Source organism: Candidatus Cybelea sp. (genome assembly GCA_036489315.1).
In the GTDB taxonomy this organism is placed as follows: Bacteria; Vulcanimicrobiota; Vulcanimicrobiia; order Vulcanimicrobiales; family Vulcanimicrobiaceae; genus Cybelea.
Window position 1 is genome coordinate 34,917 of sequence record DASXFZ010000001.1, and the last position, 21,943, is coordinate 56,859.

Annotated in this window: 22 protein-coding genes; 9 read left to right on the forward strand and 13 right to left on the reverse strand. The window is 64.2% G+C overall.

Annotated features, from left to right (window positions below):
- Window positions 1-8: 8 nt before the first annotated feature.
- A complete protein-coding gene (locus VGG51_00195) occupies window positions 9-1,172 on the forward strand; it encodes a glycosyltransferase (protein HEY1881444.1) in 1,164 nt (387 codons plus the stop codon).
- Here VGG51_00195 and VGG51_00200 read toward each other — a convergent pair whose 3' ends face one another.
- Together VGG51_00200 and VGG51_00205 are read right to left on the reverse strand one after the other, a co-directional pair.
- Window positions 1,173-2,567 carry an alkaline phosphatase family protein gene (locus VGG51_00200; protein ID HEY1881445.1) on the reverse strand — a complete coding sequence of 465 codons (1,395 nt, stop codon included), beginning with the start codon at window positions 2,565-2,567 and terminating at the stop codon, window positions 1,173-1,175. It lies immediately after the preceding gene.
- Entirely contained in the window at window positions 2,551-3,513 is a 963-nt protein-coding gene (locus VGG51_00205; protein ID HEY1881446.1) for an ROK family protein, read from the reverse strand. The genes VGG51_00200 and VGG51_00205 overlap by 17 nt, the downstream gene beginning before the upstream one ends.
- A 62-nt stretch (window positions 3,514-3,575) precedes the next feature.
- On the opposite strand from VGG51_00205, the gene VGG51_00210 reads away from it, so the two are divergent.
- Genes VGG51_00210 through VGG51_00220 form a run of 3 tightly spaced genes read left to right on the forward strand, consistent with a single transcriptional unit; the run spans window position 3,576 to window position 7,647 of the window.
- Complete coding sequence (locus VGG51_00210; protein HEY1881447.1) at window positions 3,576-4,259, forward strand: YkgJ family cysteine cluster protein; 684 nt, start codon at window positions 3,576-3,578, stop codon at window positions 4,257-4,259.
- Window positions 4,256-7,192: a hypothetical protein gene (locus tag VGG51_00215; GenBank protein HEY1881448.1), complete on the forward strand. Its 2,937-nt coding sequence runs from the start codon at window positions 4,256-4,258 to the stop codon at window positions 7,190-7,192. Before VGG51_00210 ends, VGG51_00215 begins: the two co-directional genes overlap by 4 nt.
- A gap of 41 nt (window positions 7,193-7,233) precedes the next feature.
- Window positions 7,234-7,647, forward strand: coding sequence for a CHRD domain-containing protein (locus tag VGG51_00220; GenBank protein ID HEY1881449.1), 414 nt, complete (start codon window positions 7,234-7,236; stop codon window positions 7,645-7,647).
- Here the strand turns inward: VGG51_00220 and VGG51_00225 are convergent.
- Genes VGG51_00225 through VGG51_00250 form a run of 6 tightly spaced genes read right to left on the reverse strand, consistent with a single transcriptional unit; the run spans window position 7,628 to window position 12,623 of the window.
- Window positions 7,628-8,608, reverse strand: a complete 981-nt coding sequence (locus VGG51_00225) for a threo-3-hydroxy-L-aspartate ammonia-lyase (protein ID HEY1881450.1) — start codon at window positions 8,606-8,608, stop codon at window positions 7,628-7,630. The two genes, VGG51_00220 and VGG51_00225, sit on opposite strands and share 20 nt — an antisense overlap.
- Entirely contained in the window at window positions 8,605-8,967 is a 363-nt protein-coding gene (locus tag VGG51_00230; protein ID HEY1881451.1) for a hypothetical protein, read from the reverse strand. The genes VGG51_00225 and VGG51_00230 overlap by 4 nt, the downstream gene beginning before the upstream one ends.
- Window positions 8,964-10,571: a peptide chain release factor 3 gene (locus VGG51_00235; protein ID HEY1881452.1), complete on the reverse strand. Its 1,608-nt coding sequence runs from the start codon at window positions 10,569-10,571 to the stop codon at window positions 8,964-8,966. Before VGG51_00235 ends, VGG51_00230 begins: the two co-directional genes overlap by 4 nt.
- The gene (locus VGG51_00240) at window positions 10,568-11,050 is read right to left on the reverse strand and encodes a hypothetical protein (protein ID HEY1881453.1); all 483 of its coding nucleotides are present in this window, start codon (window positions 11,048-11,050) and stop codon (window positions 10,568-10,570) included. Before VGG51_00240 ends, VGG51_00235 begins: the two co-directional genes overlap by 4 nt.
- Before the next feature lie 9 nt (window positions 11,051-11,059).
- Entirely contained in the window at window positions 11,060-12,172 is a 1,113-nt protein-coding gene (locus VGG51_00245; GenBank protein HEY1881454.1) for a hypothetical protein, read from the reverse strand.
- Window positions 12,173-12,179: 7 nt separating this feature from the next.
- Entirely contained in the window at window positions 12,180-12,623 is a 444-nt protein-coding gene (locus VGG51_00250) for a hypothetical protein (protein ID HEY1881455.1), read from the reverse strand.
- Window positions 12,624-12,695: 72 nt separating this feature from the next.
- Between VGG51_00250 and VGG51_00255 the strand changes: the two genes are divergently transcribed.
- From VGG51_00255 to VGG51_00275, 5 genes are read left to right on the forward strand one after another with little or no spacing between them, the layout of a single operon-like run.
- Window positions 12,696-13,631 carry a COX15/CtaA family protein gene (locus VGG51_00255; GenBank protein ID HEY1881456.1) on the forward strand — a complete coding sequence of 312 codons (936 nt, stop codon included), beginning with the start codon at window positions 12,696-12,698 and terminating at the stop codon, window positions 13,629-13,631.
- Complete coding sequence (locus tag VGG51_00260) at window positions 13,628-14,497, forward strand: heme o synthase (GenBank protein ID HEY1881457.1); 870 nt, start codon at window positions 13,628-13,630, stop codon at window positions 14,495-14,497. The genes VGG51_00255 and VGG51_00260 overlap by 4 nt, the downstream gene beginning before the upstream one ends.
- A 10-nt stretch (window positions 14,498-14,507) precedes the next feature.
- A complete protein-coding gene (locus VGG51_00265; protein HEY1881458.1) occupies window positions 14,508-15,836 on the forward strand; it encodes an MFS transporter in 1,329 nt (442 codons plus the stop codon).
- 14 nt (window positions 15,837-15,850) lie between these two features.
- Window positions 15,851-17,476 carry an acyl-CoA dehydrogenase family protein gene (locus VGG51_00270; protein HEY1881459.1) on the forward strand — a complete coding sequence of 542 codons (1,626 nt, stop codon included), beginning with the start codon at window positions 15,851-15,853 and terminating at the stop codon, window positions 17,474-17,476.
- On the forward strand, window positions 17,473-18,069 hold the full coding sequence (locus VGG51_00275; GenBank protein ID HEY1881460.1) for a hypothetical protein: 597 nt from the start codon (window positions 17,473-17,475) through the stop codon (window positions 18,067-18,069). The genes VGG51_00270 and VGG51_00275 overlap by 4 nt, the downstream gene beginning before the upstream one ends.
- An 18-nt stretch (window positions 18,070-18,087) precedes the next feature.
- Here VGG51_00275 and VGG51_00280 read toward each other — a convergent pair whose 3' ends face one another.
- The 5 genes from VGG51_00280 to coxB are packed head-to-tail and all read right to left on the reverse strand — an operon-like array spanning window position 18,088 to window position 21,901.
- Window positions 18,088-18,279, reverse strand: a complete 192-nt coding sequence (locus VGG51_00280) for a hypothetical protein (GenBank protein HEY1881461.1) — start codon at window positions 18,277-18,279, stop codon at window positions 18,088-18,090.
- 1 nt (window position 18,280) lies between these two features.
- Window positions 18,281-18,490, reverse strand: a complete 210-nt coding sequence (locus VGG51_00285) for a hypothetical protein (GenBank protein ID HEY1881462.1) — start codon at window positions 18,488-18,490, stop codon at window positions 18,281-18,283.
- Between the two features lie 12 nt (window positions 18,491-18,502).
- Window positions 18,503-19,117, reverse strand: a complete 615-nt coding sequence (locus tag VGG51_00290) for a heme-copper oxidase subunit III (GenBank protein HEY1881463.1) — start codon at window positions 19,115-19,117, stop codon at window positions 18,503-18,505.
- The gene (locus VGG51_00295; GenBank protein ID HEY1881464.1) at window positions 19,117-20,793 is read right to left on the reverse strand and encodes a cbb3-type cytochrome c oxidase subunit I; all 1,677 of its coding nucleotides are present in this window, start codon (window positions 20,791-20,793) and stop codon (window positions 19,117-19,119) included. The genes VGG51_00290 and VGG51_00295 overlap by 1 nt, the downstream gene beginning before the upstream one ends.
- Before the next feature lie 13 nt (window positions 20,794-20,806).
- The gene (coxB, locus tag VGG51_00300) at window positions 20,807-21,901 is read right to left on the reverse strand and encodes a cytochrome c oxidase subunit II (GenBank protein ID HEY1881465.1); all 1,095 of its coding nucleotides are present in this window, start codon (window positions 21,899-21,901) and stop codon (window positions 20,807-20,809) included.
- Window positions 21,902-21,943 lie beyond the last annotated feature (42 nt).

A 21,943-nucleotide genomic window follows, 5' to 3' on the forward strand; every position in this document is an offset into this window, starting at 1 on the left:
GAGGTCGAATGGCCAAACGGGCGCTTCTTTTGATTTCGGACACCGGCGGCGGCCATCGCAGCGCCGCCAATGCGATCGTGGCCGCGCTAGAGGAGCCCAGCGCGCCAAACGCCTTCGAGACCCGGATCGAAGATGTCGCAGCTCATTGTGCCTTCCCGCTGACGCAGCTGGGCCTCGGATACAGCATGGCCCTGCGTTACGCTCCGCCGGTCTACGGCGCGCTGTACTACGCTACCAATGGCCGGCGGCGCTACCGGGCGCTCGTGCGCTTTTGCGAGCCGCTCTATCGCGAGCGTCTGCGCGACCTCTTCATCAGTTACCAGCCCGACGTTATCATCTCGGTTCACCCGCTGCTTAACCACGCGGCGTTGCGAGCCCGCGACGATGCGCGCATGCAGCACGTTCCGGTCATCACGGTCATTACCGACCTCGGGAAGGTCCACGAGTCGTGGCTGGTGCCTAATGCCGATGCCGTCGTCGTACCCGCGCGCGAAGTCTACCAGCGAGCGCTATCGCGAGGCGTCCCGACCTCGCGTCTGCATCTGCTCGGCCATCCGATCCATCCGAAATTCGACGACGTAACAGGAAGCAAGGAAAACCTGCGCGCGGCGCTCGGTCTCTCGCCCGACTTACCGGTCGTCATGCTGATGGCCGGCGGCGAGGGCGGAGGAAAACTTCTCTCGACGGCGCTGGCACTGGCGCGCGCAAAGCTTCCGATCGAACTCGTCGTCGTCTGCGGTCGCAACGAACCGCTGGAACAAAAACTGCGCGACGTCGCGCCGTCGCTCCCGACGCGGATGCACGTCCTCGGCTTTACCGACAAGATTCCCGAGTATTTCCGGGCCGTCGATCTGCTCGTCACCAAGGCCGGCCCGGGGACGCTCGCCGAGGCCAACGCCGCGCAGCTTCCAATCATCGTTTACGATTACGTTCCCGGTCAGGAACGCGGCAACGTCGACTTCGTACGGCACAACGGCCTCGGTCTCATCGCCCTCAACGGTGCCGCGGGCGTCGTGCGCGCGGTCAAAACGCTGATCGACGCGCCGGATCGCCTCGAAATGATCCGGCACAATCAGGAGGTCGTCGCGCCTCGCCGCAGTTCTCGCCGCATCGCCGCACTGATCTCCGACATCACCGAGCACGCGGCGCACCCAACGCTCGCAGCAGTCTAGCTACTTGGCGTCGACGCCGTTCCAGACGATCGCGTTGGGCAGCACTTCGGGCGCGCGCGGCGCCTGAGAAAAGTCGAAGTCTTTACGAAGGTCGCCGAGGATTTCCACGTTCTCGCGAACCGTGGGACGGCGGTCGGGGCGGCCGTCGGTGCTTGGATCGATCCGCGAACCGCCCAAGAAATCGTCCTCGATGAATTTGACGTAGGCGTCGTGGCTGAGGGTTTGGTGGTCGATGAAACCGCGGCGAGCGTACGGGCTGATCACAATTCCCGGTACGCGAAGGCCATAACCGTTCTGGTCGACGCGCGGCGGAACGACGTGATCGTAGAATCCGCCCCAATCGTCCCAGCTCAAGAAGATCGCCGTACTCTTCCAATCGGGGCTTCGCATGACCGCATTGACGAGGCCGGTTACATAGGACTGACCGCGGCTGATTAATGCGGGCGGATGCTCGCTAAATGGGCCGGCCGGGCAGATCCAGACGACTTCGGGCAGCGTGCCGTTGTGCGCGGCAGTGTAGAAATCGCGCAGATCGCGGATGTTCCCGAGCTCGCCGTCCTTTTTGACCGTATCGAAATAGGGCAGGACGTTCCAGATTCCCGGGGTGTGGTACCGCTGGTCCATCGGCGCGCAATCCTCTTCGTTGTTGACGCAGTCGGGCGCAGTACCGGACATGATGTAGTAGGCCCAACTGACGTGGCGCGCGTGGAGCAGGTACGTGAGATCGGTCCAGGCGTAGTCCGGATGTCCGGGCGCGTGGACGCGACTATTGCGCTTGTCGTAATCCGGCGGAAGGTCGGGGTTCTGCAGTTCGTTGATACAGCTTATCGGGTCGCCGATTCGCGAACACGCGGCCGACCACTCCGAAACCATGAAGAGATGCTGCGGCAGACTCCACGACGCATTTGGTTCGAAGAGTCGATCCTGCAGCACGTAGTCGCGAGCGTAGCGCCAATAGTTGACGAGCTGCCTCCCGTCGTGGTAGCCCATCACGTCGGGCGAGCCCCCGCAGTTCGGTGCGTTGGGATCGCGGCATGGGCGCCGTGCGCGACGCGACTGCTCGAGAAAACCGTCCATCCGTCCGTCGTCGACGTCGCCGCTCGCCGCTTTGGCGTTGTGCGGACCGCCGCGATCGACGTCCTTCGTATCGTAGAAGGGCCGCACGCAGTTGCCTCCGCGCGGATTTGGTAGGCAAACCGCGGGCACGCCGTCCGCCATCGGAATACCTTGAGCTCCGGGGTAGGTCCCGAAGTAGGTATCGAACGAGCGATTCTCTTGCATGATGATGACGATGTGGCGGATCTTGTGAATCGCGTCACCGGACTGCGAACGCGCCGGCAAGCCGCCCAGTGCAAGCAGACCCGCAAGAAAAAGAAGTCTATACCGCGACCGCATCTCCCGCTACCAATCCTCTGCGCAGCGCCATCGTCGCCGCGCCGACCTGACCCGCGTCGTTCCCCAGCGACGCAATCACGATCTCCGTCGTTCCTTTCGGCACCATCGTGGTCAGCGCATCCACCGGACCGCGGACCGCGTCGAGCAGGTAGTCTTCCGCACTCGAGACTCCGCCGCCGAGCGCGATCTTCTCGGGGTTCACGAACGCGATGATATTCGCGAGCCCAATCGCCAGATCGGCGCTAAAGCGCTTCCACGCGGCCATCGCATGGCCGTCACCGGCCTGCGCCGCTTTGCGGATCTTCTTGGAGCTGAGCTTGTCGCGCGCGACGTCGAGCATCGTGCTGCGCGGAAACGAGGGCGCAACTGCAAACGCGTGGCGGATCAAGCCGGTTCCCGAAGCCTGAGCCTCAAAGCAGCCGATCTTTCCGCACCCGCAGACGAAACCGTCGGTCGGCCGAATCTGATGATGGCCGATCTCGCCGGCGCCCCAACGGTAGCCCAGGACCAGCTCGCCGCCCGCGACGATCCCGCCGCCGATGCCCGTTCCCAGGGTCAACAGCGCAAAGTCTTTCGTCCCGCGGCCGGTACCGAACGTATACTCTCCCAGCGTGGCACATCGGGCATCGTTGGCGACGTAGACCGGAACCGAGAACTTCTTGCGCAGCGCCTCACCCAGCGGCTGGTTCTCCCAGCCGAAGTTCGGGCTGTACAGCACGGCGCCGGAAGCCGCGTCGATGTTCCCCGGCGAGCCGATACCGATTCCGCTGACCTGCCCGGCATCGCGCAGCGCCAGCGAAACCATCTCTTCGATCGCACCGACCACGGACTCGAAGCGAAGGTCCTCGAGGTCCTCCTCGTGCTGGCTGTGGATCTTCCCATCCTCGGTTACGACGGCCGCCGTTACGTGACTGCCGCCGAGATCGACGCCGATTGCCGTCTGCATGCTCCGCTCTTTTGATGCCAACGGAGGCCGCACCCGCAGGGCGCGGGAATCGAAGAGCCGTTATGGAGACGATCGACCTTACCACTTTACGAAACTTCACGCGCCGCACCGGACAAGCGACGCATCCCGAGCTTCTCGACGCTCGTCCGCTGCAGCACGTCAACAAGATCGAGATCGACGAAGAGCACGTGACGATGGAGTTCGACGAACAGACGACGCGTTATTATAACGTCAACGAAATCACGCACCGCGAGTGGGTCTACAAATACAACGACGACCCTGAATTCGTGGAGGCCGTTGCCCGCGTCATCGACCTGGCCCGAAAGCATCTCAAGGACATGCCGGACAACATCGCCTGCCCTCCGGGGTGCGCGGAGTGCTGCAGCGGCTACGAGCCATTCGTCAGCCAGGCCGACGTGCAGCGCATCGCCGACCACCTCGGCATGAGCTATGATGAAACGCTCCGCCGCTATGTCGTCGAACGTTCTTCTGCCGACGGCTTCCACGTGGGCTGGCTGCGCAAGGTCGGAGACGATCTCGGCGATCAGTGCGTCTTCCTCATGGGCTCGCGCAGCGGGCGCCACTACTGCGGCATCTACGAAGGGCGCCCGCACGATTGCCGCGACTTCACCCCGATCGGCTGCGGCGACGTCGATACGTCGCTGCCGCGTAAGACGAGCTGGAAGATCGGTCCGGCCTTCCAACCGAAGCGGCGCGGGCGCAGCCCCAACGGCCGGCGACTTTGAAAATCGCGCCGGCGGCCCTCGCCGTTGCGCTGACGCTCGCAACCGCCTCGGCCGCCGGCCCCGCGATCGATTCGTCGCTTTATGCCGCAATGCACTGGCGGTTCATCGGTCCGCTGCGGGCCGGACGGACCGTCGCGCTCGACGGAGTCCCCGAACTGCCAAACCTTTTCTACGTCGGCGCGGTCAATGGCGGGATCTGGAAGAGCCCAGATGCGGGACGAACCTGGATGCCCATCTTCGATCGCGAACCGACCGGCTCGATCGGAGCGATCGCCGTCGCCCCCAGCAATCCCAGCGTCATCTACGCCGGCAGCGGCGAGGGGCTGCAGCGTCCCGATCTGGCGGTGGGCGACGGTGTCTATAAGTCGATCGATGCCGGCGCGACGTGGACGCATCTCGGGCTGCGCGACGGCCAACAGATCGCCTCGATGGCGATCGATCCGAAGGATCCCAACCGCCTCTTCGTCGCCGTGCTGGGCCATCCGTACGGTCCCAACGAGCAGCGCGGCCTCTATCGGACGCTCGACGGCGGGGCCACGTTTTCGCGCGTGCTTTACAAAAACGAGAACGTCGGCGCGTTCGACGTCGTGCTCGATCCCGCCAACCCGAAGGTCGTCTACGCAACCCTCTGGGCGGCACGCCAAGCACCTTGGGAGATTGGGAGTTCCTTCGAGATTCCGGGAAGCGGTCTCTTCAAATCCAGCGACGGCGGCGCGAGCTGGACGCAGCTGACCGCGGGGCTCCCGTCGCGCATCGGCCGCGCCGAAGTCGCCGTCGCGCCGAGCAACGCCAACGTCGTCTACGCGTACGCCGACGCCGAGAACAAAGGCGACGAAGCGGGGGCGCTGTACCGCAGCGACGACGGCGGCGCGCACTTCATCGTCGTCAACCGTGAGAATGAGATCGCGCAGCGCGGCGACGACCTCGTTTCGCTAGCCGTCGATCCGCGCAACGCGCAGACCGTTTACTTAACGAACACTTCGACCTACCGCTCGACGGACGGCGGGGAGACGCTGGCCCCGATCAAAGGCGCACCCGGCGGCGACGACTACCACAACGTGTGGATCAATCCTCGCAATCCCGAAATCGTCGCGCTCGCGAGCGACCAGGGCGCGACGATCAGCGTCGATGGCGGTGCGACGTGGAGCTCTTGGTACAATCAGCCAACCGCGGAGATGTATCACGTGAACGCCGACGATCGGTTCCCGTATTGGGTCTGCGGAGGCCAGCAGGAAAGCGGCTCGGCCTGCGTCGTCAGCCGCGGAGACTGGGGACGGATCACCGAGCGCGACTGGCACACGGCCGGCGCGCAAGAGTACGGTTACGTCGTCCCCGACCCGCAGCATCCCGGGGTTACGTTTGGCGGAAAAGTCGAAAAGCACGACGAGCGCACCGGTCAAACGCAGGAAGTCTCACCGATCGCCCTGCCCTCCAAACGATATCGAGTCGTCCGCACCGAGCCGATCGCCTTCGACCATTTCGACCGGCACCGTCTCTACTTTGGCGCAAACGTCGTCTTCGCAACCAGCAACGGCGGCCAGAGCTGGCGCGCGATCAGCCCCGATCTGACAAGGGGCCACCCGGGAGTCCCGCCGGTGCTCGGTTCGTTCGAGCAAGACGATCCGCAGGGCGGCGCGCACCGCGGCGTCGTCTACGCGATCGCGCCCTCGTACGTGCACTCCGGAACGATCTGGGCCGGCACCGACGACGGGCAGGTTTGGATTACGCGCAATGCTTCGACGGCTAGCGCGCGCTGGAAAAATATTACGCCCCCGGAGCTGACGCCGTGGAGCAAGGTTTCGCAGATCGACGCCTCACGGTTCGACGACGAGACCGCCTTCGTTGCGGTCAAGCGCTTCCGCCTCGACGACCTGCGGCCGTACGTCTACATTACTCACGACGGCGGAACGCACTGGGAGCTCAGCGTCGCGGGCCTTCCGCAACAGCCGGTCAACGCCGTACGCGAAGATCCCATCGCGCGCCCCCTGCTCTACGCTGCGACCGAAAACGGCGTTTACGTTTCGTTCGACGGTGGAGTACGCTGGCAGTCGCTGCAGCAGAATCTGCCGCACACGTCGGTACGGGATCTGATCGTGCACGATAACGACGTCGTCGTCGCGACGCACGGCCGCGGCTTCTGGATCCTCGACGACGTCGAACCGCTGCGCGAACTCGCCGGGGGCGCAGCAGCGCCGCACCTCTTCACTCCCGAGCACGCGTACCGCGTCCGCCGCAGTACGAATACCGACACGCCCCTGCCGCCGGAGGAACCGTCCGGCCAGAATCCTCCCGACGGCGCGATCGTCGACTACGCGCTCGCGTCGCCGGCAAACCGCGTCGTGCTCTCGTTCTACGACACGCAGGGGCGACTCGAGCGCCGCTATTCGAGCGACGACGCCGCGCCCGCTCCGATCCCCCATCTCGACAAGCCGGCGTATTGGGAGCGTCCATTCGTCAGACCGGCGACCTCGGCGGGAATGCACCGCTTCGTCTGGGATCTGCGCGAAACGGCGCCGCGCTCGACCGTGCAGGATCTGCCGATCTCGGCCGTTCCGCACGACACACCGCGTACGCCGGAGGGGCCGCTCGTAACGCCGGGCACCTACGTCGTACGGCTCTCGATCGACGGAAAGATCTCCGAGCAGCGGTTCGTCGTGCTGATGGACCCGCGCGTATCGATCTCGCACGAAGCTCTGGCGATGCAGTATTCTCTCTCACGACGTCTGGAGTCGCTGATGAATCGCAGCTTCGCCGCCGAAGCGCGCGCACCCAAGAGCACCAAGCCGGCGTACGAGCGCATCAACGAATCGGCCGCAGTCTTGCTCGACGTCGTCGACGGTTCGGATTCGCCGCCAACGGCACAGGCAGGTGCGGCGGTCACGACGCTCGAGGGGCGGCTGAACGCGCTCGGGCGCGCCCGCTCGGCGCCCTAGCGAAGCGAGGGTAGACCGCTCGAACGCAGAACCGCCCGCAGATGAAGAGAATTATAATGTTCGCGGGATGCCTGGCCCTCGCGGCAACCTGCATCGCTTCCACCTCTGCGGCGACAAACACCCTGACCGTCAACTTGAAAGCTCAGAACGGATCGGGCGAGAACGGAACCGCAACGCTCACGCAGACTCCCGACGGCGTGACGGTCGTCGTCAGCATTCCCAACGGCCCCGCGGGACCGCAGCCCGCGCACATTCACGACGGAACCTGCGCGCAGCTCGGCGCCGTCGTCTATCCGCTCACCAGCGTCGTCAGCGGCAACGCGACCTCAACCGTCAAGGGGGTAACGATCGACAAGCTGCTCGCGGGCAAGTATGCGATCAACGTGCACAAGAGCACGTCCGATCTCGGTACCTACGTCTCTTGCGGCGAGATCGTTACATCGTCTTCGATGTGAGCAACGCCGCGTAGCGGCTCGGATCGATATTCCCGCCGCTGATCACGGCACCCACGCGCTTATTTGCAAGCTCTGGTATGCGCCGCGCGAGCAGCGCTGCCAGAGCCGCCGCTCCGCTCGGCTCGACCACAACCTTCATCCGCTCGAACATGAAGCGCATCGCGTCGCGGAGCTCGTCGTCGCTGACGGTAACGACCGCACGGACGTGCTCGCGGACGATCTCGAAGGTAAGATCGCCCGGGGCGGTCGTCTGCAATCCGTCGGCGATCGTTTTTGGAACTCCGATCGAGACGCGCCGCCCTTCGTTCAACGAGCGTACGAAGTCGTCTCCGGCTTCCGGCTCGACCCCATAGAGGGCGATCGCCGGATCGATCGCGTGCGCGGCGATCGCCGTTCCCGAGAGTAATCCGCCGCCCCCGAGCGGCACGACGATCGCGTCGAGGCCGCCGGCCTCCTCGATCAGCTCTAGCGCTACCGTGCCGGCGCCGGCGACGATTCGTTCGTCGTCGAATGGGGGCACGAGCGTAGCGTTGCGCTCCCGCGCCAAGTCCCGCGCAATCTCTTCACGATGCGAGCTTTCGCGTTCGTAGTGAACGACTTCGGCGCCATATCCCTGGGTTGCCGACAGCTTGACGGCCGGCGCGTCGGTCGGCATGACGATCGTTGCGGGTACGCCGAAAAGCCGCGCGGCCAAGGCGACGCCCTGGGCGTGATTGCCGCTCGAGAACGCCACGACGCCGCGTTCCCGCTGCGACGGCGGCAGCGACGCCAAGAAATTGTACGCACCGCGAAACTTGAAGGCCCCCATACGCTGCAGGTTCTCGCACTTGACGAAGAGGCGCGCACCGCACGCATCATCGAGACTACGAGAATGCAATACCGGCGTACGATGCGCCACACCGGCGAGCCGCTGCGCTGCGTCGCGGACGTTTTCAATCGTAACGCGGGCGGTCAACGTCACTGCGGGGCCATGTGAAAGTCCCAGTTGACGACCTTATGGTTCTCGTCGAAGCGCATGCGCTCGACGTACGCGCGCTTGGCAAACTTCACGTCGAAGCAGTGCCAGCCGGGTTCGCAGCCGGTCGTCGTCTCCTTGACCGAGATCAGTTTTCCTTGATCGTTGAGCTCGTCAGACCACTGCGCGACCTTGACGCGCGTAATGCCCACGCCTTTGGCGATATCGTCCTGGACCGGTCGAAGGTCGTTGCCGATCACCGCCTTCGTGATTTTATCGGCCTCCCGCTCGTTGCCGTTCTGGAACGAACAGGCCGCCAATACGCCGGCCGCGGCGACGGCTAGGAGCGTGCGAACAAGCTTCACGATGCGAGTGCCTCCGCACCGCTCTGCGCGGAGAACGCGGTAAAGCGCAGGTTGGGATTCCACTCCCGTGCGAGCCGCACGCTCCACTCGCTTTCGAACACGGCGGCCGCGCGCCCATGCCAATCTTCGACCAGCTTAGCGTTCGACGGAAGGTGGGCGGCGGCGAGATCTTCGCGCTCCCCGTCGACGTAGAGCGCGAGCGAGTACGGCAGCGTCGAAACGATCGTCTTTACGCCGTACTCCGACTCCAGGCGATACTTCGCAACCTCGACTTGCAGCTCGCCGACCGCGCCGACGATCGGTTCGGTGCGCGGCGTTCCCCATGGATAAAAGACTTGCACGGCCCCCTCTTCCCGCAACTGCGATATGCCTTTGCCGAACGATTTGTAACCCGAAACGTCGATACTCCGAATCGAGGCGAAATGTTCCGGAGCAAAGGCTGGGATCGGCGGAAAAGCGACGGGGGCCCCTTCGTACAGGGTATCGCCGATCGCGAAGGCGCCCGGATTCACGAGGCCGACGACATCGCCGGCATACGCAACGTCGAGAGATTCCCGGTCGTCGGCAAAGAGCCGCATCGCCCGCGAAAGCCGCACGGCGTTTCCGGTGCGCGCGTTTCGTACGGTCATGTCGCGCGCAAACTCTCCCGAACAGACGCGCACGAAGGCGACGCGATCGCGATGCCGCGGATCCATGTTCGCCTGGATCTTGAAGACGAACCCGGTAAAATCGCCGGCGTCCGGATCGACTCCGGCCCTCGCCGCCGGCGGCGGCGCCATCTGCACGAACTCGTCGAGAAAGAGACCGACGCCGAAGTTCGTTACGGCGCTGCCGAAAAAGACCGGAGTCGTCTCGCCGCGCAGCATGGCGTCACGATCGAAACGCTCGCCCGCGCCGTCCAAGAGCTCGATCGCCTCGCGAAACTGCTGGTACGAATGATCGTCTACCAGCGCGCGCAGCGCGGGGTCGCTCGCGTCGGTTACGGAGACCGTGGCGCGGGTCGCGCCGTGCGCGGCGCGCTCGAAGAGGTGTACCGCTTTGCTTTGCCGGTCGTACACGCCGCGGAAACTCTCGCCGTTTCCCAGCGGCCAGTTCATCGGAAACGCCCCGATGCCCAGCACGCTCTCCAACTCGTCTAGCAGTTCGAGCGGATCGCGGCTCGGGCGATCGAGCTTGTTCATGAAGGTGAAGAGCGGGATGCCGCGCTCGGCGCAGATTGCAAACAGCTTTTTCGTTTGCGGTTCTACGCCTTTGGCTGCGTCGATGAGCATTACTGCGCTGTCGGCGGCTAAGAGCGTCCGATACGTGTCTTCTCCAAAGTCTTGGTGACCCGGCGTGTCGAGCAGGTTGAGCGTGTAGCCGCCGTAATCGAACTGAAGTACCGTAGAGGTGATCGAGATGCCGCGCTCGCGTTCCAGCGCCATCCAGTCACTGGTCGCCTGACGCTGACGCTTGCGCGCCGAGACCTGCCCTGCGACGTGAATCGCGCCGCCGTACAGCAAGAGCTTCTCCGTGAGCGTCGTCTTGCCGGCGTCGGGATGTGAGATGATCGCAAAGCTTCGCCGCTTGCGAACCTGCTCTGCAATCGTCTCGTTCTCACTCATGGCCGTACGGGTTGATAGACTCGGAGTTCCACGTTGCCGTCACTCTCGCGCATCATCGCGAGCAAACCTGCCGCACGGTAGAACGCGACGCTCGGCGGGATCCGAAACCGGTCGGCACCCCGGGCTACGAGCGCGGTGTTCCCCGTAATCGCGATCGTGCAATCGCCGTAGGTCAAACGTGCCGGAGGCTCGATCCGCATCGCACCGGGGGGGATGCGGGCCCGCACGTAACGCGCGGAACCGCTCGACATCGAGACCTGCGAGAGACACTCGGGCAACGCGGAGAGCGCCCAGGGCGCGTCGCCGGCGAAGCCGGGGGCGCGGCCGCTGCCGGAGTGCTGCGGCGCGGCGGCTTTCGGCGCGACCCGCGCGTAAACCGACGCGATCTTGATGCGAATCAAATCGCGATTCACCCACGCGGCAACGGCGATCGCGACGCCCAAAACGAGCAGCGTCGAGATCGCGAGGTACTTGAGCACCGCCCCAGTTCACGCTTTCGGGGTTTCAATCGTCATCCGCGCGGCACCGATCGCATAGTCGCTCATACCGTAATAGATGTCGTACACGTGCTCGCCGAGGTCGGGTCGCGGATCGAGGCCGGTGGGAAAAACGACGTTGTCGACGATGCCTTTGCGCTCTTCTTTCATCTGCGGCGCGAGAATCGGTTGGGGCGAGCGGTACAGGATCTTGTCGGGGCGTTCGAGGTCGTGCAGCACGATGCCGGCCCGGTACTGCAGCGAAGGCTTGCGCGCGCCGTTACCGATCGAATCGACCCCGTGGAAGAGCGAGAGCCACATCTCCGTGCCGTCGAGTGCGATCTTGACCGGCGGCGTGCCCGCGCCGATCTTGATCGAACCCCAGGATGCATCCGGAGAGAGAACCTGGCGGCTCTCGGCGACGTTGCAAAGCTTGTTGCGGTCTTTCAGGACCGGCGCCAGCGGCACGTAGCCGATGCGGATCGATTCGCGATCCTCAAACGGCATGCGCTCGATCATCGGAATTGCAGCGCGTCCGTCGACACTCGAAAGATGGAGCATGGGCCGGTGATAGAACGCCAGCGACTTGCGGCCCTGGGGCGAAAGCACCGGTTCGGGAAAGAAGGCTGCGTCCTTGTCGTCCCCGACGACGTTTGCAGAACCCGCGAAACGCACCGGGCCGAGACGCTCCCAGTGATACGCATCCTTCGAGAGCGCGATCGCGATGCGCGGGCCGTCGGGCCCAAACGCGGTGTACGCCATCACGTACGCCTCGAGCTGGGGCACATAGGTGACGCGAGGATCCTCGCACCCGTAGCCAGGACGAGGCCGCACTTCGTACGGAGCCTCCGGCTGCAGCGCAAAGTCGAGACGATCGCAGCGAAATCCGTCGGGTTCCTGCTGCGTCCGCATCGTTCCGACACGCGAAATGTTTCCCTCGGCAACACAGCGAGGGTAGAGCAGCAGCTCTCCGCCGGGCGCTCGCGCCGCTGCCGGATTCAGGATGCCCCCGGCCTCGTCCGGAGTTCCGTCCGGCATCGTCACGACGCCCAGGCGGTCGACCTGCACCGCGAGGTTCTCGAGTGCGTCTGAATCTGAGGATGATTGTTCTTTCGGAGAGAGCACGGCTACCCTATGGCAAGTAGGTCGTTGCGATCGGTGCATCGCTCGGCGTTACGACTTCAACTCGAACGCCTCGACGATAGACCGAGTTCGGAACGATCCAGAGCGTAAAAGTACGGTATGGCGCCGATGGCTCGCCGGCGTCGGCGGGCGCCTGTTCGAACGCGACGACGCGCACGCGCTGGGGACTGGCACTAATCGATTCCACGATTTGCTTATAACCCGTTCGGTCGTGCGGGCCCATTAAAAGCGCGACGCCGAACTCGCCTTTGAAGTGAACGGGCGCACGGATGCCGAGCTTGCTCAGGGAGACCGCATCGCGTACTATAGTGATTTGGTTGCCTCCTAAGACGGTGGTTGTGCCCGTTGCAAGCGTTTTTACGCGCACCTCGCGACATCCGACCAGCACGATGAGCCCCAAGGCTAGACCGGCCAGGGTCAAGCAGCGCTTCACGGCCGACCGCTTCGCCCGAGCCGTTCATTTGTCATTGCCGCCCGGCTCCAACCGGGCTACGCTGAGGATCGGATGAAACGACTCCTGCGCCTCGCGCTCGCTGCCGATGCCGTCGCCATGATGACTATCGTGCTCGGGAGCTGGACGCGCATCAATGGGGCCGGGCTCACTTGCCCGGATTGGCCGCTTTGCAACGGGCACCTGATTCCGGCCATGACCGGCGGGACGCTGTGGGAGTGGACGCACCGGCTGCTCGCGTTCCTGGTGGCGCCTCTCACGATCGCCCTGATCGCCGTCGCGTGGCCTGAACGGCGGCGTTTCGCCTTCGTGGGCCCCACCATCGCCGTGATCGTCGCCCTCTTCACGCTGCAAGTCGTGCTCGGCGCCGAAACGGTGCGGCTCGGAAACTCGCCCGCCTCGGTGGTCCTGCACTGGGCCACCGCAATGGCCTTCATCGCGTCGCTGACCGCGATGGCGGTCTTCGCCGGGGCCTCGCAGGGAGCCGGAGAGGCTTCCAGCACGTCCTCGGAGCGCTCCTCGCCATACCTGCTCGTCACGGTCGGGGCGACCGCGGCGCTCGCATTCGCGACGATGTGCGTGGGAGCGTACGTGAGCTCGAGCGGCGCCGGCCTCGCCTGTCTTTCGATTCCCGGCTGCGCCGGCAACGTCGTCGTCTACACGACGGGCCAGTTCGTGCAGATGGTGCATCGCATCGCGGCGGGCGTCACGCTCGCCAGTGCAGCCGCCGCGCTCGCGCTCGCGTGGGCGCGTCCCGCGTCCGTTCGCGTTCGCGCAGCCGTCGCGACGGGCGTCGTGCTCGTCTCCATTCAAATCCTGTTGGGTCTGCTCAACGTTGCGCTGCGCTTGCCGGTAGATCTGCGTGAGGCGCACGCGGTCAATGCCGCGCTCCTCTTCTTGGCCTTCTTCGTTGCAACCGTCTTTGCGCTGATGGACGCGGCGGTACCGCGGCCCGCGCGCGAGTTGGGGTCCGGCGGGTCTGGGCGTTGACCGCACTAACTCGCGTACGCGATTACTACGAGCTTTCGAAGCCGCGTATCATCGTATTGCTGCTCGTCACGACCGCCGCGTCGATGGTGATGGCCGCACGGGGCTTGCCGCCGCTCGTGCTGGTCTTTTGGACGCTGCTGGCCGGAGCGCTAGCCGCCGCATCGGCCGGGGCGTTCAACTGCGTCTGGGATGCCGACATCGATCGCGTGATGAAGCGCACCCAAGATCGGCCGATTCCCGCCGGGCGAATCTCGCGGCGCGCTGGAACCGTTTACGCTGCCCTCGCCGGCGCGTTGTCGTTCGGGCTGTTCTACGTCTTCGTCGATCCGCTGGCCGCGTGGCTTTCCTTGGCGGGGAATGTCTACTACGTCGGAATCTACACGATGTGGCTCAAGCGCATCACGCCGCTCAACATCGTGATCGGCGGAGCCGCAGGTTCGGTGCCGCCGCTGGTCGGCTGGGCCGCCGTCACGAACCACATCGGCGGCCCCGCATTAGGGCTTTTCGCGCTGATCTTTCTTTGGACGCCGCCGCATTTTTGGTCGCTCGCTCTGATGACCGAGACCGATTACGGCAAGGCGAACATCCCGATGCTGCCAAACGTCTGCGGCCGCGAACGAACCAAGCGCGAGATCGTCTACTACAGCCTCTTGCTCGTCGCGGCGTCGCTCTTGCTTTACCCCCTGCACGTGATGGGTGCGCTCTACTTCGGCGCGGCCGCGGTTCTCGGCGGCATCTTCGTCCTCGATGCGTGGCGAACGTGGCGCGAGCGCAGTGGAACGATCGCAGCGCGGAAACTCTTCCGCTTCTCGCTCGTCTACCTCGCCTTGATGTGCGCGGTGATGGTGATCGACAGGGTCGTCTAGTGGGGCCGCGATGAGTCGCCTGCTGTGGACGCTCTCGCTCGGCGTCTTTGCCGGTGCGCTCGATTTGAGCGTGCTCTCTCCGGCGCTGCCGGCGCTCGGGCGAGCCTTCAGCGTCGAGAGCGGTGACCTAGCCTGGGTCTTCACCCTTTACTTGCTCGTGACGGTGATCTCGATCGCGGTGGCGAGCGCGATGGCCGATCGTTTCGGCCGCCGGCCGGTCTATCTCGTCTGCATCTCGCTCTTTGCCGCCGGAAGCATCGTCGCGATCCTCGCGCCGAACTACGGCGTCTTCCTCGCCGCGCGCGGAATTCAAGCGCTGGGAGCGGGCGGGATTTTTCCCGTCGCTACCGCTGCCATCGGCGACGCCGTTCCGGCGCAGCGGCGCGGCGCGGCGCTGGGCATCGTTGCCGCGACGTGGGGCTTGGCGGCCGTCATCGGCCCCAGCCTCGGCGGGCTCGTTACGCACTACGTTTCGTGGCGCTATATCTTCGTCGCGAACGTTCCGCTCGCGGGCGCCGTCTTCTGGATGGCGATGCGCGACCTGCCGGTGGCGATTCCGCAGCGCAAGCGCCGGCTCGATCTCGTTGGATTGACGCTGCTCTGCGTCGGCCTGCTCGCGCTGACCGAAGGCCTGATCGAGATGCGGCTGGCGGTCGGAATCGGCGGAATCGGGATACTCGCCGCGTTCGTCGCCTACGAGTTCGGAGCGGACGATCCCCTGCTGCCGGTCGGCGTTTTGCGTACGACGCAGCTCTTCAAAACGTACGCGCTCGAGCTCGTCATCGGCGTCTTGGAGGGTTCGCTCTTCTTCATACCGGCGGCACTGGTCGCCGCGCAGGGCCTATCGTATGCCGCCGCGGGCTTTATCGCCGCGCTGGGCGCGCTGATGTTCGTCCTGGTCATTCCGGCGTCGGGACGCGCGCTCGATCGAGTGGGCAGCCGCGACGTTCTGCTGGCCGGCACCGTCTGCAGCGAGATCGGCCTCGCCGTCTTCGCGTTGGGATTTACGTCGCTGCCGCTGGCCTTGCTCGCGATCGTCGTCGCGGGTGCAGGGTTCGGCGCGCTGCTCGGTGCGCCGACGCGTTACATCGTCACCAACGAGACTCCGCGAAGCGCACGCGCAACCGCGGTCGGCCTCTTGAGCCAGGCCTTGATCGTCGGACAGATCCTCGGGAGCTCGCTTGCAGGCGGCTTCTTGAGCGCCGCGCAGAGCGACGTCGCCGGTTACCGGCACGCGTACCTCGCATTTTGCGCGGTCGCCTTCGTTGCGGTCCTGCTGGCAGCAACGCTGAAGCCGCGCGCACAGGAGCGAACGCACCCAATCGAGGAGGCTGCTTAACGGCCCCACCTGCCATGCTCGACAATCAACCGCCCGCGCTCGAGAACTACAACCTCTTCCGAACGGATCGCGTTTTGCGGGAGGCGGTCGCGCGCGAGGCGCCCGACGGCGTAAACGGCGAGTTAACGGTATTGGGCGAGCTGGCCGGACGAGCCGAAACGATCGCGCTCGGATTCGACGCAAACGAACATCCTCCAGAGCTTCGCACGCACGACCGGTTCGGCGAACGCATCGATGAGGTTCGCTTTCATCCCGCGTGGCATACGCTCATGTCGCACGCACTGCGTGCGGGCCTTGCGGGGCTAGCCTGGGACGATCCCAGACCGAACCCGCACGTGCGCCGCGCGGCGAAGTTCTTTCTGTGGTCGCAGGTCGAAGCGGGGCACGGCTGCCCGCTCTCGATGACCTACGCTGCGGTACCGGTCGTACGCGCCCTGCAGCACGCCGGCGCAACGTGGGTCCGGGCGCTGACGCAGCCGCACTACGACGCGCGAACGCTGCCGATCGAGCAAAAGAGCGGCGGACTCTGCGGCATGGGCATGACGGAGCGGCAAGGCGGGTCCGACATTAGAACCAACCAGACGCGCGCGATTGCCGCAACGACGCCCGGCAGCGGGCAAGAGTACCTGCTGGACGGCCAAAAATGGTTTTGCAGCGCGCCGGCCAGCGATGCATTCCTCGTTCTCGCGCAGGCGCCGAGTGGAATCTCCTGCTTTCTCGTGCCGCGCGTGCTTCCCGACGCGACCCGCAACGCAATGCAGCTCGTTCGGCTAAAAGACAAACTCGGTAATCGCAGCAACGCATCGGCCGAAGTCGAATTTCACGCGGCGCATGGGTGGCTGATCGGCGACGAGGGCGAAGGGCTCGTCCGGATCGTCGAGATGGTCAACCACACGCGCCTCGACTGCGCGCTCGGTTCGGCCGGCCTCATGCGGGCCGCGCTTGCACAAGCGATCCACCACGCAATCTACCGTCGCGCGTTCGGCAAAGCGCTGATCGATCAGCCGCTGATGCAAAACGTACTGGCGGACCTCGCGCTGGAGTCCGAGGCGGCGACGCTCCTCGTCTTGCGCGTCGCGCGGACGATCGACGCGCCGAATTCGCCCGCGGCGTCGGCGCTCAAACGCATCGGAACCGCGCTCGCGAAGTACTACATTTGCAAGCGAGCGCCGGCGATCGCTGCAGAAGCCCTCGAATGCCTTGGCGGCAATGGGTACGTTGAGGAATCGATCATGCCGCGGCTCTACCGGGAAGCGCCTCTGAACTCGATCTGGGAAGGCTCTGGGAACGTCAACGCGCTCGACGTCGTCCGGGTGCTGCAAAAACAGCCCGAAGCCTATGCGGCCTGGCGAGCCGAACTCGAAGCTGCGCTCGACGAGCCGCTCATCGCGGCGGAACTGCGCGGCTTCGAACGCGACCTGCGCGATCGATCCCTCGCGCAGGCGCAAGCCCGCGCGCTCGGCGAGAAAATGGCGCTTCTCTGGCAGGCGGCGCTGCTCCATCGCTACGCACCGAGTTTGGTCGCGGAAGCCTTTTTGCGCAGCCGTCTCGGTGCGGCGGGACGAACGCTGGGAACGCTGCCGCCGGCTATCGATTTCCGCAGCATCATCGATCGCGCCGCGCCGATGGAAGCGCCGTGAAGGCGCGCGAGTTCGACCAGCGCAAGCACGGTCTCGCGCACCGGCGGTGGACCGCGCAGGAACGCCGTATCGTCTGGCGCGGGCTCACGGGCCGGTTCGCACTGGCGGTCGAGCCTCTGATCGGGATGGCCTTCATGGCGTTGCTGACGTGGGGAATCGTCTACCGCGCGCAGCACGTTGCGTCGGACGCCACCTTGATCAAGATCGCCTGGATTTTCGCCGTGGGCACGATCGCGTTTGCGGGCTACTTCGTCGCGGTTCTGGTCGCCCCGGCCGTCGCCTACCTGCACACGTTCCGGCCGATCTACATTCTCGACGGCTACGTCCGCTATCGCGAGCCCGATGCCCAGTCGCGCAGCGATGCTTGCGGCTATGCGGCGGCGCTCTTTGCGGATCGCGAGCTCGCCGGCGAGTGGGAATGGCTCGGCCAGCGTCGCCTCCCGAACACGACGATCCCGGCGCTGATCGAGTTCTCGCTCTACGCGGGGATTCACAAGATCGACGGAAGGGCTACGGGCGTATTGCCCGATGAGGACTTGCCGCTGCTCGCGATCGGCATTGCGACGCGTCGCGGCAAACGGATCGACCTCTAGGAGCGACAGGCTCCTGAGTTATTTCAGGGGAACGCGCTGCGTCGTATCGGCGGGCCAGTGATGCCCGTAGCCGGACTGCAGGCAGACCGCCGCGCCGATGGCGAAAATTATCAGCAGCCCGACGCTGGCAATCCGAATGAGGCCCGGCGGAATGCCGCGGCTCTCGGGAACTTTGCTAAAATCCATGTACTCGTCGTCTCGAACGATCATCCTATGCCCCCTTCGGCGCGAAGCCGACGATGTTCAGCCCGGCCAAGAGCGCCAGCACCGCGCCGATGCCGAGCAGCACCAGCATCAACTTGAAAACTTGGTTCTCGACGCCGGTCGCTTGCCAATCCTTATAGAGCGCGTAAAAAGCCACGACGGCAACGATGATTCCGCCGATCACGGCTCCCATTCGTTCGATCAGTTGTGCGTTCACGAACGTCGCTCCTTAAATTAGATAGAAGATCGAAAAGAGCACGACCCAGATCACGTCGACGAAATGCCAGTAGAGCGTGCCCGCCGTGATCCCAAAGTACTTTCCCTTAGTGTAGACGCCGGCCGCCGACTGCAGGACGAGCACCGTGAGATAGCAGACACCGAAGAAGACGTGCATTCCGTGCATGCCGGTCAAGGTGAAGAACGATGCGCCGAAGATGCCGCTGCCCCACCAGGTCACGTGCTCGCCGAAGATCAGGTGATTGTATTCGTAGGCTTGTCCGCCGAGAAATCCGGCGCCGAGTACGATCGTCGCCAGCAGGAACCACATGTACCTTATGAAGTTGCCGTGCTTGAAGTTCTCGAGCGCATAGTGCATCGTCGCGCCTGAGCCGAAGAGCACGACCGAGTTCCACGCCGCGAAGCCCACGTCGAGGCGCTGGATGCCGGGCGGCGGCCAGCCCTGCCCGCTGTTGCGCAGGTAGAGATAGGCGAAGATGAACGACGAGAACAACACGCAGTCGCTGACCAGGAAGAGCAGGAAGCCCTGGAGACGCAGTTCGCGCGTCTCGACGTAGAGCTGGTCTACTCCATCGTGACCGTCTGCGCCGATCGCCGCAACCGACATCAGTGAGCTCCCGCCGCAACCGGCGGCGGAGAATCGGTGAGTTCTTCCTCCAGCCCCTTATACGGCAGCGGCTGGCTGAAGTCGTACGGCAGACCGTAGATCGTCGGGATGTGCTTGAAGTTGTAATAGTTCGGCGGGGACGGAATCTGCCACTCGAGCGTCCGCGCGCCCCACGGATTCGGGCCGGAACGCTTCCCGTTGCGGATGCTCCAGAGCACGTTGACGAAGAAGATTAGGATCGCAAACGTCATGAGGTAGGACGAGAACGACTCGAAGCGATTCCAGAAGGTGAACTGCGGATCGTAGGTCGCGACTTCGCGCGGCATGCCGAGCATTCCGAGCCAGTGCATCGGGATGAACGTTCCGTTGAAGCCGATGAAGAAGAGCCAGAAGTGCAGCTTGCCAAGCGTCTCGTTCAGCAGCCGCCCCGACATCTTGGGGAACCAGTAGTACATGCCGGCGAAGACGCCCATCAGGCTTCCTCCCACCAGCACGTAGTGGATGTGACCGACGATAAAGTACGTGCCATGGACGTGCAGATCGAACGGAATCGCCGCCAGGAAGATACCCGTGATGCCGCCGAGCGTGAAGAGGCCCACGAAGCCGATCGCAAAGAGCATCGCCGTCGTGTAGTGGATCTTTCCGCGCCACAGCGTCGCAGTCCACGAGAAGATCTTGATGCCGGTGGGGACGCCGATCACAAAGGTGATGATCATGAAGGGGATCTGCAAGAACGGCGCGAGGCCCGAGGTGAACATATGGTGCGCCCACACCATGAAGCCGGCCAGCGCAATCGCCATCGACGAGAACGCGATCAGCTTGTAACCGAAGATCGGCTTTCGGGAGAACGTGGGGAGCACTTCGGAGATGATGCCGAAGGCCGGCAGAATCATTATGTAGACGGCGGGGTGCGAATAAAACCAGAACATGTGCTGCCACATCACCGGGCTGCCGCCTTTGGTCGGGTCGAAGAACGGCACGCCGAACTGGCGCTCGATGAAGAGCGCGGCGAGCGCCGCCGCGAGCGCGGTCGTCGCGATCATTAGCAGGGGTGCGGTGGCGAACTGGCCCCAGACGAAGAGCGGCATGCGGGTAAACGTCATTCCGGGCGCCCGCATCTTCAAGATCGTGACGACGAAGTTTATGCCGGTCATCGTCGAGCTGACGCCGACCAAAAAGATCGCCGCGGCCCACATCGAGGTCCCCGCGGCTCCTTGCAGCGAGACCGGCGGATACTCCATCCACCCGGCGGTAGGCGCTCCCATTAAGAACGACGAGAACAGCATCAAGCCCGCAACCGGAAATATCCAGAAACTGAGCATGTTCAGCCAAGGAAACGCGACGTCACGCGCCCCGATCTGCAGCGGAAACACGAGGTTGCCGAAGCCGCCGGTCAAGACTGGAATGATGACCAGCCAGACCATCGCGCTCCCGTGGACGCTGTAGACTTCGTTATACGTATCGGGAGCGACGAACCCGCCGTTGGCGTTGAGCAGCTGCGTGCGAATGACCTCAGCGAGCAATCCGGCCAAGACCATGAAGACAAAAGCGGTGATGATGTACTGAATGCCGATGATCTTGTGGTCGAGCGAGAAAACGTACCGGCGGACGAACCCCTGAGGTTCGGGATGGATGTGACCGGCGATTCCGCCCGCGGGTACTGCTGCTACTGCCATTATTTCCGTAATCTCATTTCAGTGTGTTGAGGAAGGCGACGAGGTCGGCGATATCCTTGGCTGAAAGCCCGTTCGCGCTCGCGTTGGGCATGGCGCCCATACTCCCCGTATATCCATTCTGAAGGATCGTCGCGACGTCTGCCGGAGTTGCCGCCTGACCGTTTACCAAATTGGGGTGCGACGGGTCGTGCAGCACGCCGAGAAGTCCCGGCCCGACGAGTTTCTGATCGAAGGGCGCGAGCTTGTGACAGGCCGTGCACTTTTGTGAGAAGAGCTGCTTGCCGGAAGCAACGTCACCGCCTTGCAGCGAGATCGCGCCCCCTCCCGCGGATGACAGCGCATTGCTCGCGTGCGCGTTCTTCTGCTGCCACCCCTTGAACCAACGATCGAACGAGGCTTTGTCTTCTATTACGAGGACCTGTTTGTCCATCTGACTGTGCAGCACGCCGCAGAACTGCGTGCAGATGATCGGGTAACGGCCGGCAAGGCGCGGGGTAAAGCGAATCGACGTCACGAGCCCCGGAACCGTGTCGTTTTTGAGGCGCATCGCCGGAACCCAGAAGCCGTGGATGACATCGGCCGACGTCAAGTTGAGCGTGACCGGCACGCCCAGCGGCAGGTGCATCTCGTCGGTAACTTCGCCGTTGATCTGCGGATACCGGAACGTAAAATCGAATTGGTGTCCGATCGCTTCGACGACCAGGCCGTTCTCCGGCTCCAGCATGATCTCATACCAGATGCGCACGCTGACGATCGAGAGGAGCACGACGAAGAGCGTCGGGATGAGCGTCCACCAAAATTCGAGCTTACGATTGTCGTGGATCTGCACGCCGACCGCGCCCGGCGGATCGCTCGCTTTGGCTCGATAGGCGATCGAGAAAAAGACCAGATAGCCGGCGACGAAGATGTAGAGCGCGCTGCCGGTTGCGGCCATGAAACGGAAGAGCGTGTCGACCTGGCGCGCGGTAACGATCGCCTCCGGCAGATACCGGTCGATCGGAAAGACGTACCAAAAGACGATCGCAGCAACGGCGAGCAGGGTCAGGACCGCGGTGGCACCCCAGAAGCCACCATCGAGTCTGACTGGCTCCGCTCCGTTTTCTATCAAAGAATGCTCTCCCTAACAGCTACTATAAGGCACAGCGCAGCG

What these genes read in the sequence shown, in the direction of transcription:
- VGG51_00195 (HEY1881444.1), top strand. Translation starts at nt 9, where the DNA reads ATGGCCAAACGGGCGCTTCTTTTGATTTCGGACACCGGCGGCGGCCAT.
- VGG51_00200 (HEY1881445.1), bottom strand. Translation starts at nt 2,567, where the DNA reads ATGCGGTCGCGGTATAGACTTCTTTTTCTTGCGGGTCTGCTTGCACTG.
- VGG51_00205 (HEY1881446.1), bottom strand. Translation starts at nt 3,513, where the DNA reads ATGCAGACGGCAATCGGCGTCGATCTCGGCGGCAGTCACGTAACGGCG.
- VGG51_00210 (HEY1881447.1), top strand. Translation starts at nt 3,576, where the DNA reads ATGGAGACGATCGACCTTACCACTTTACGAAACTTCACGCGCCGCACC.
- VGG51_00220 (HEY1881449.1), top strand. Translation starts at nt 7,234, where the DNA reads ATGAAGAGAATTATAATGTTCGCGGGATGCCTGGCCCTCGCGGCAACC.
- VGG51_00235 (HEY1881452.1), bottom strand. Translation starts at nt 10,571, where the DNA reads ATGAGTGAGAACGAGACGATTGCAGAGCAGGTTCGCAAGCGGCGAAGC.
- VGG51_00255 (HEY1881456.1), top strand. Translation starts at nt 12,696, where the DNA reads ATGAAACGACTCCTGCGCCTCGCGCTCGCTGCCGATGCCGTCGCCATG.
- VGG51_00265 (HEY1881458.1), top strand. Translation starts at nt 14,508, where the DNA reads ATGAGTCGCCTGCTGTGGACGCTCTCGCTCGGCGTCTTTGCCGGTGCG.
- VGG51_00270 (HEY1881459.1), top strand. Translation starts at nt 15,851, where the DNA reads ATGCTCGACAATCAACCGCCCGCGCTCGAGAACTACAACCTCTTCCGA.
- VGG51_00280 (HEY1881461.1), bottom strand. Translation starts at nt 18,279, where the DNA reads ATGATCGTTCGAGACGACGAGTACATGGATTTTAGCAAAGTTCCCGAG.
- VGG51_00290 (HEY1881463.1), bottom strand. Translation starts at nt 19,117, where the DNA reads ATGTCGGTTGCGGCGATCGGCGCAGACGGTCACGATGGAGTAGACCAG.
- VGG51_00295 (HEY1881464.1), bottom strand. Translation starts at nt 20,793, where the DNA reads ATGGCAGTAGCAGCAGTACCCGCGGGCGGAATCGCCGGTCACATCCAT.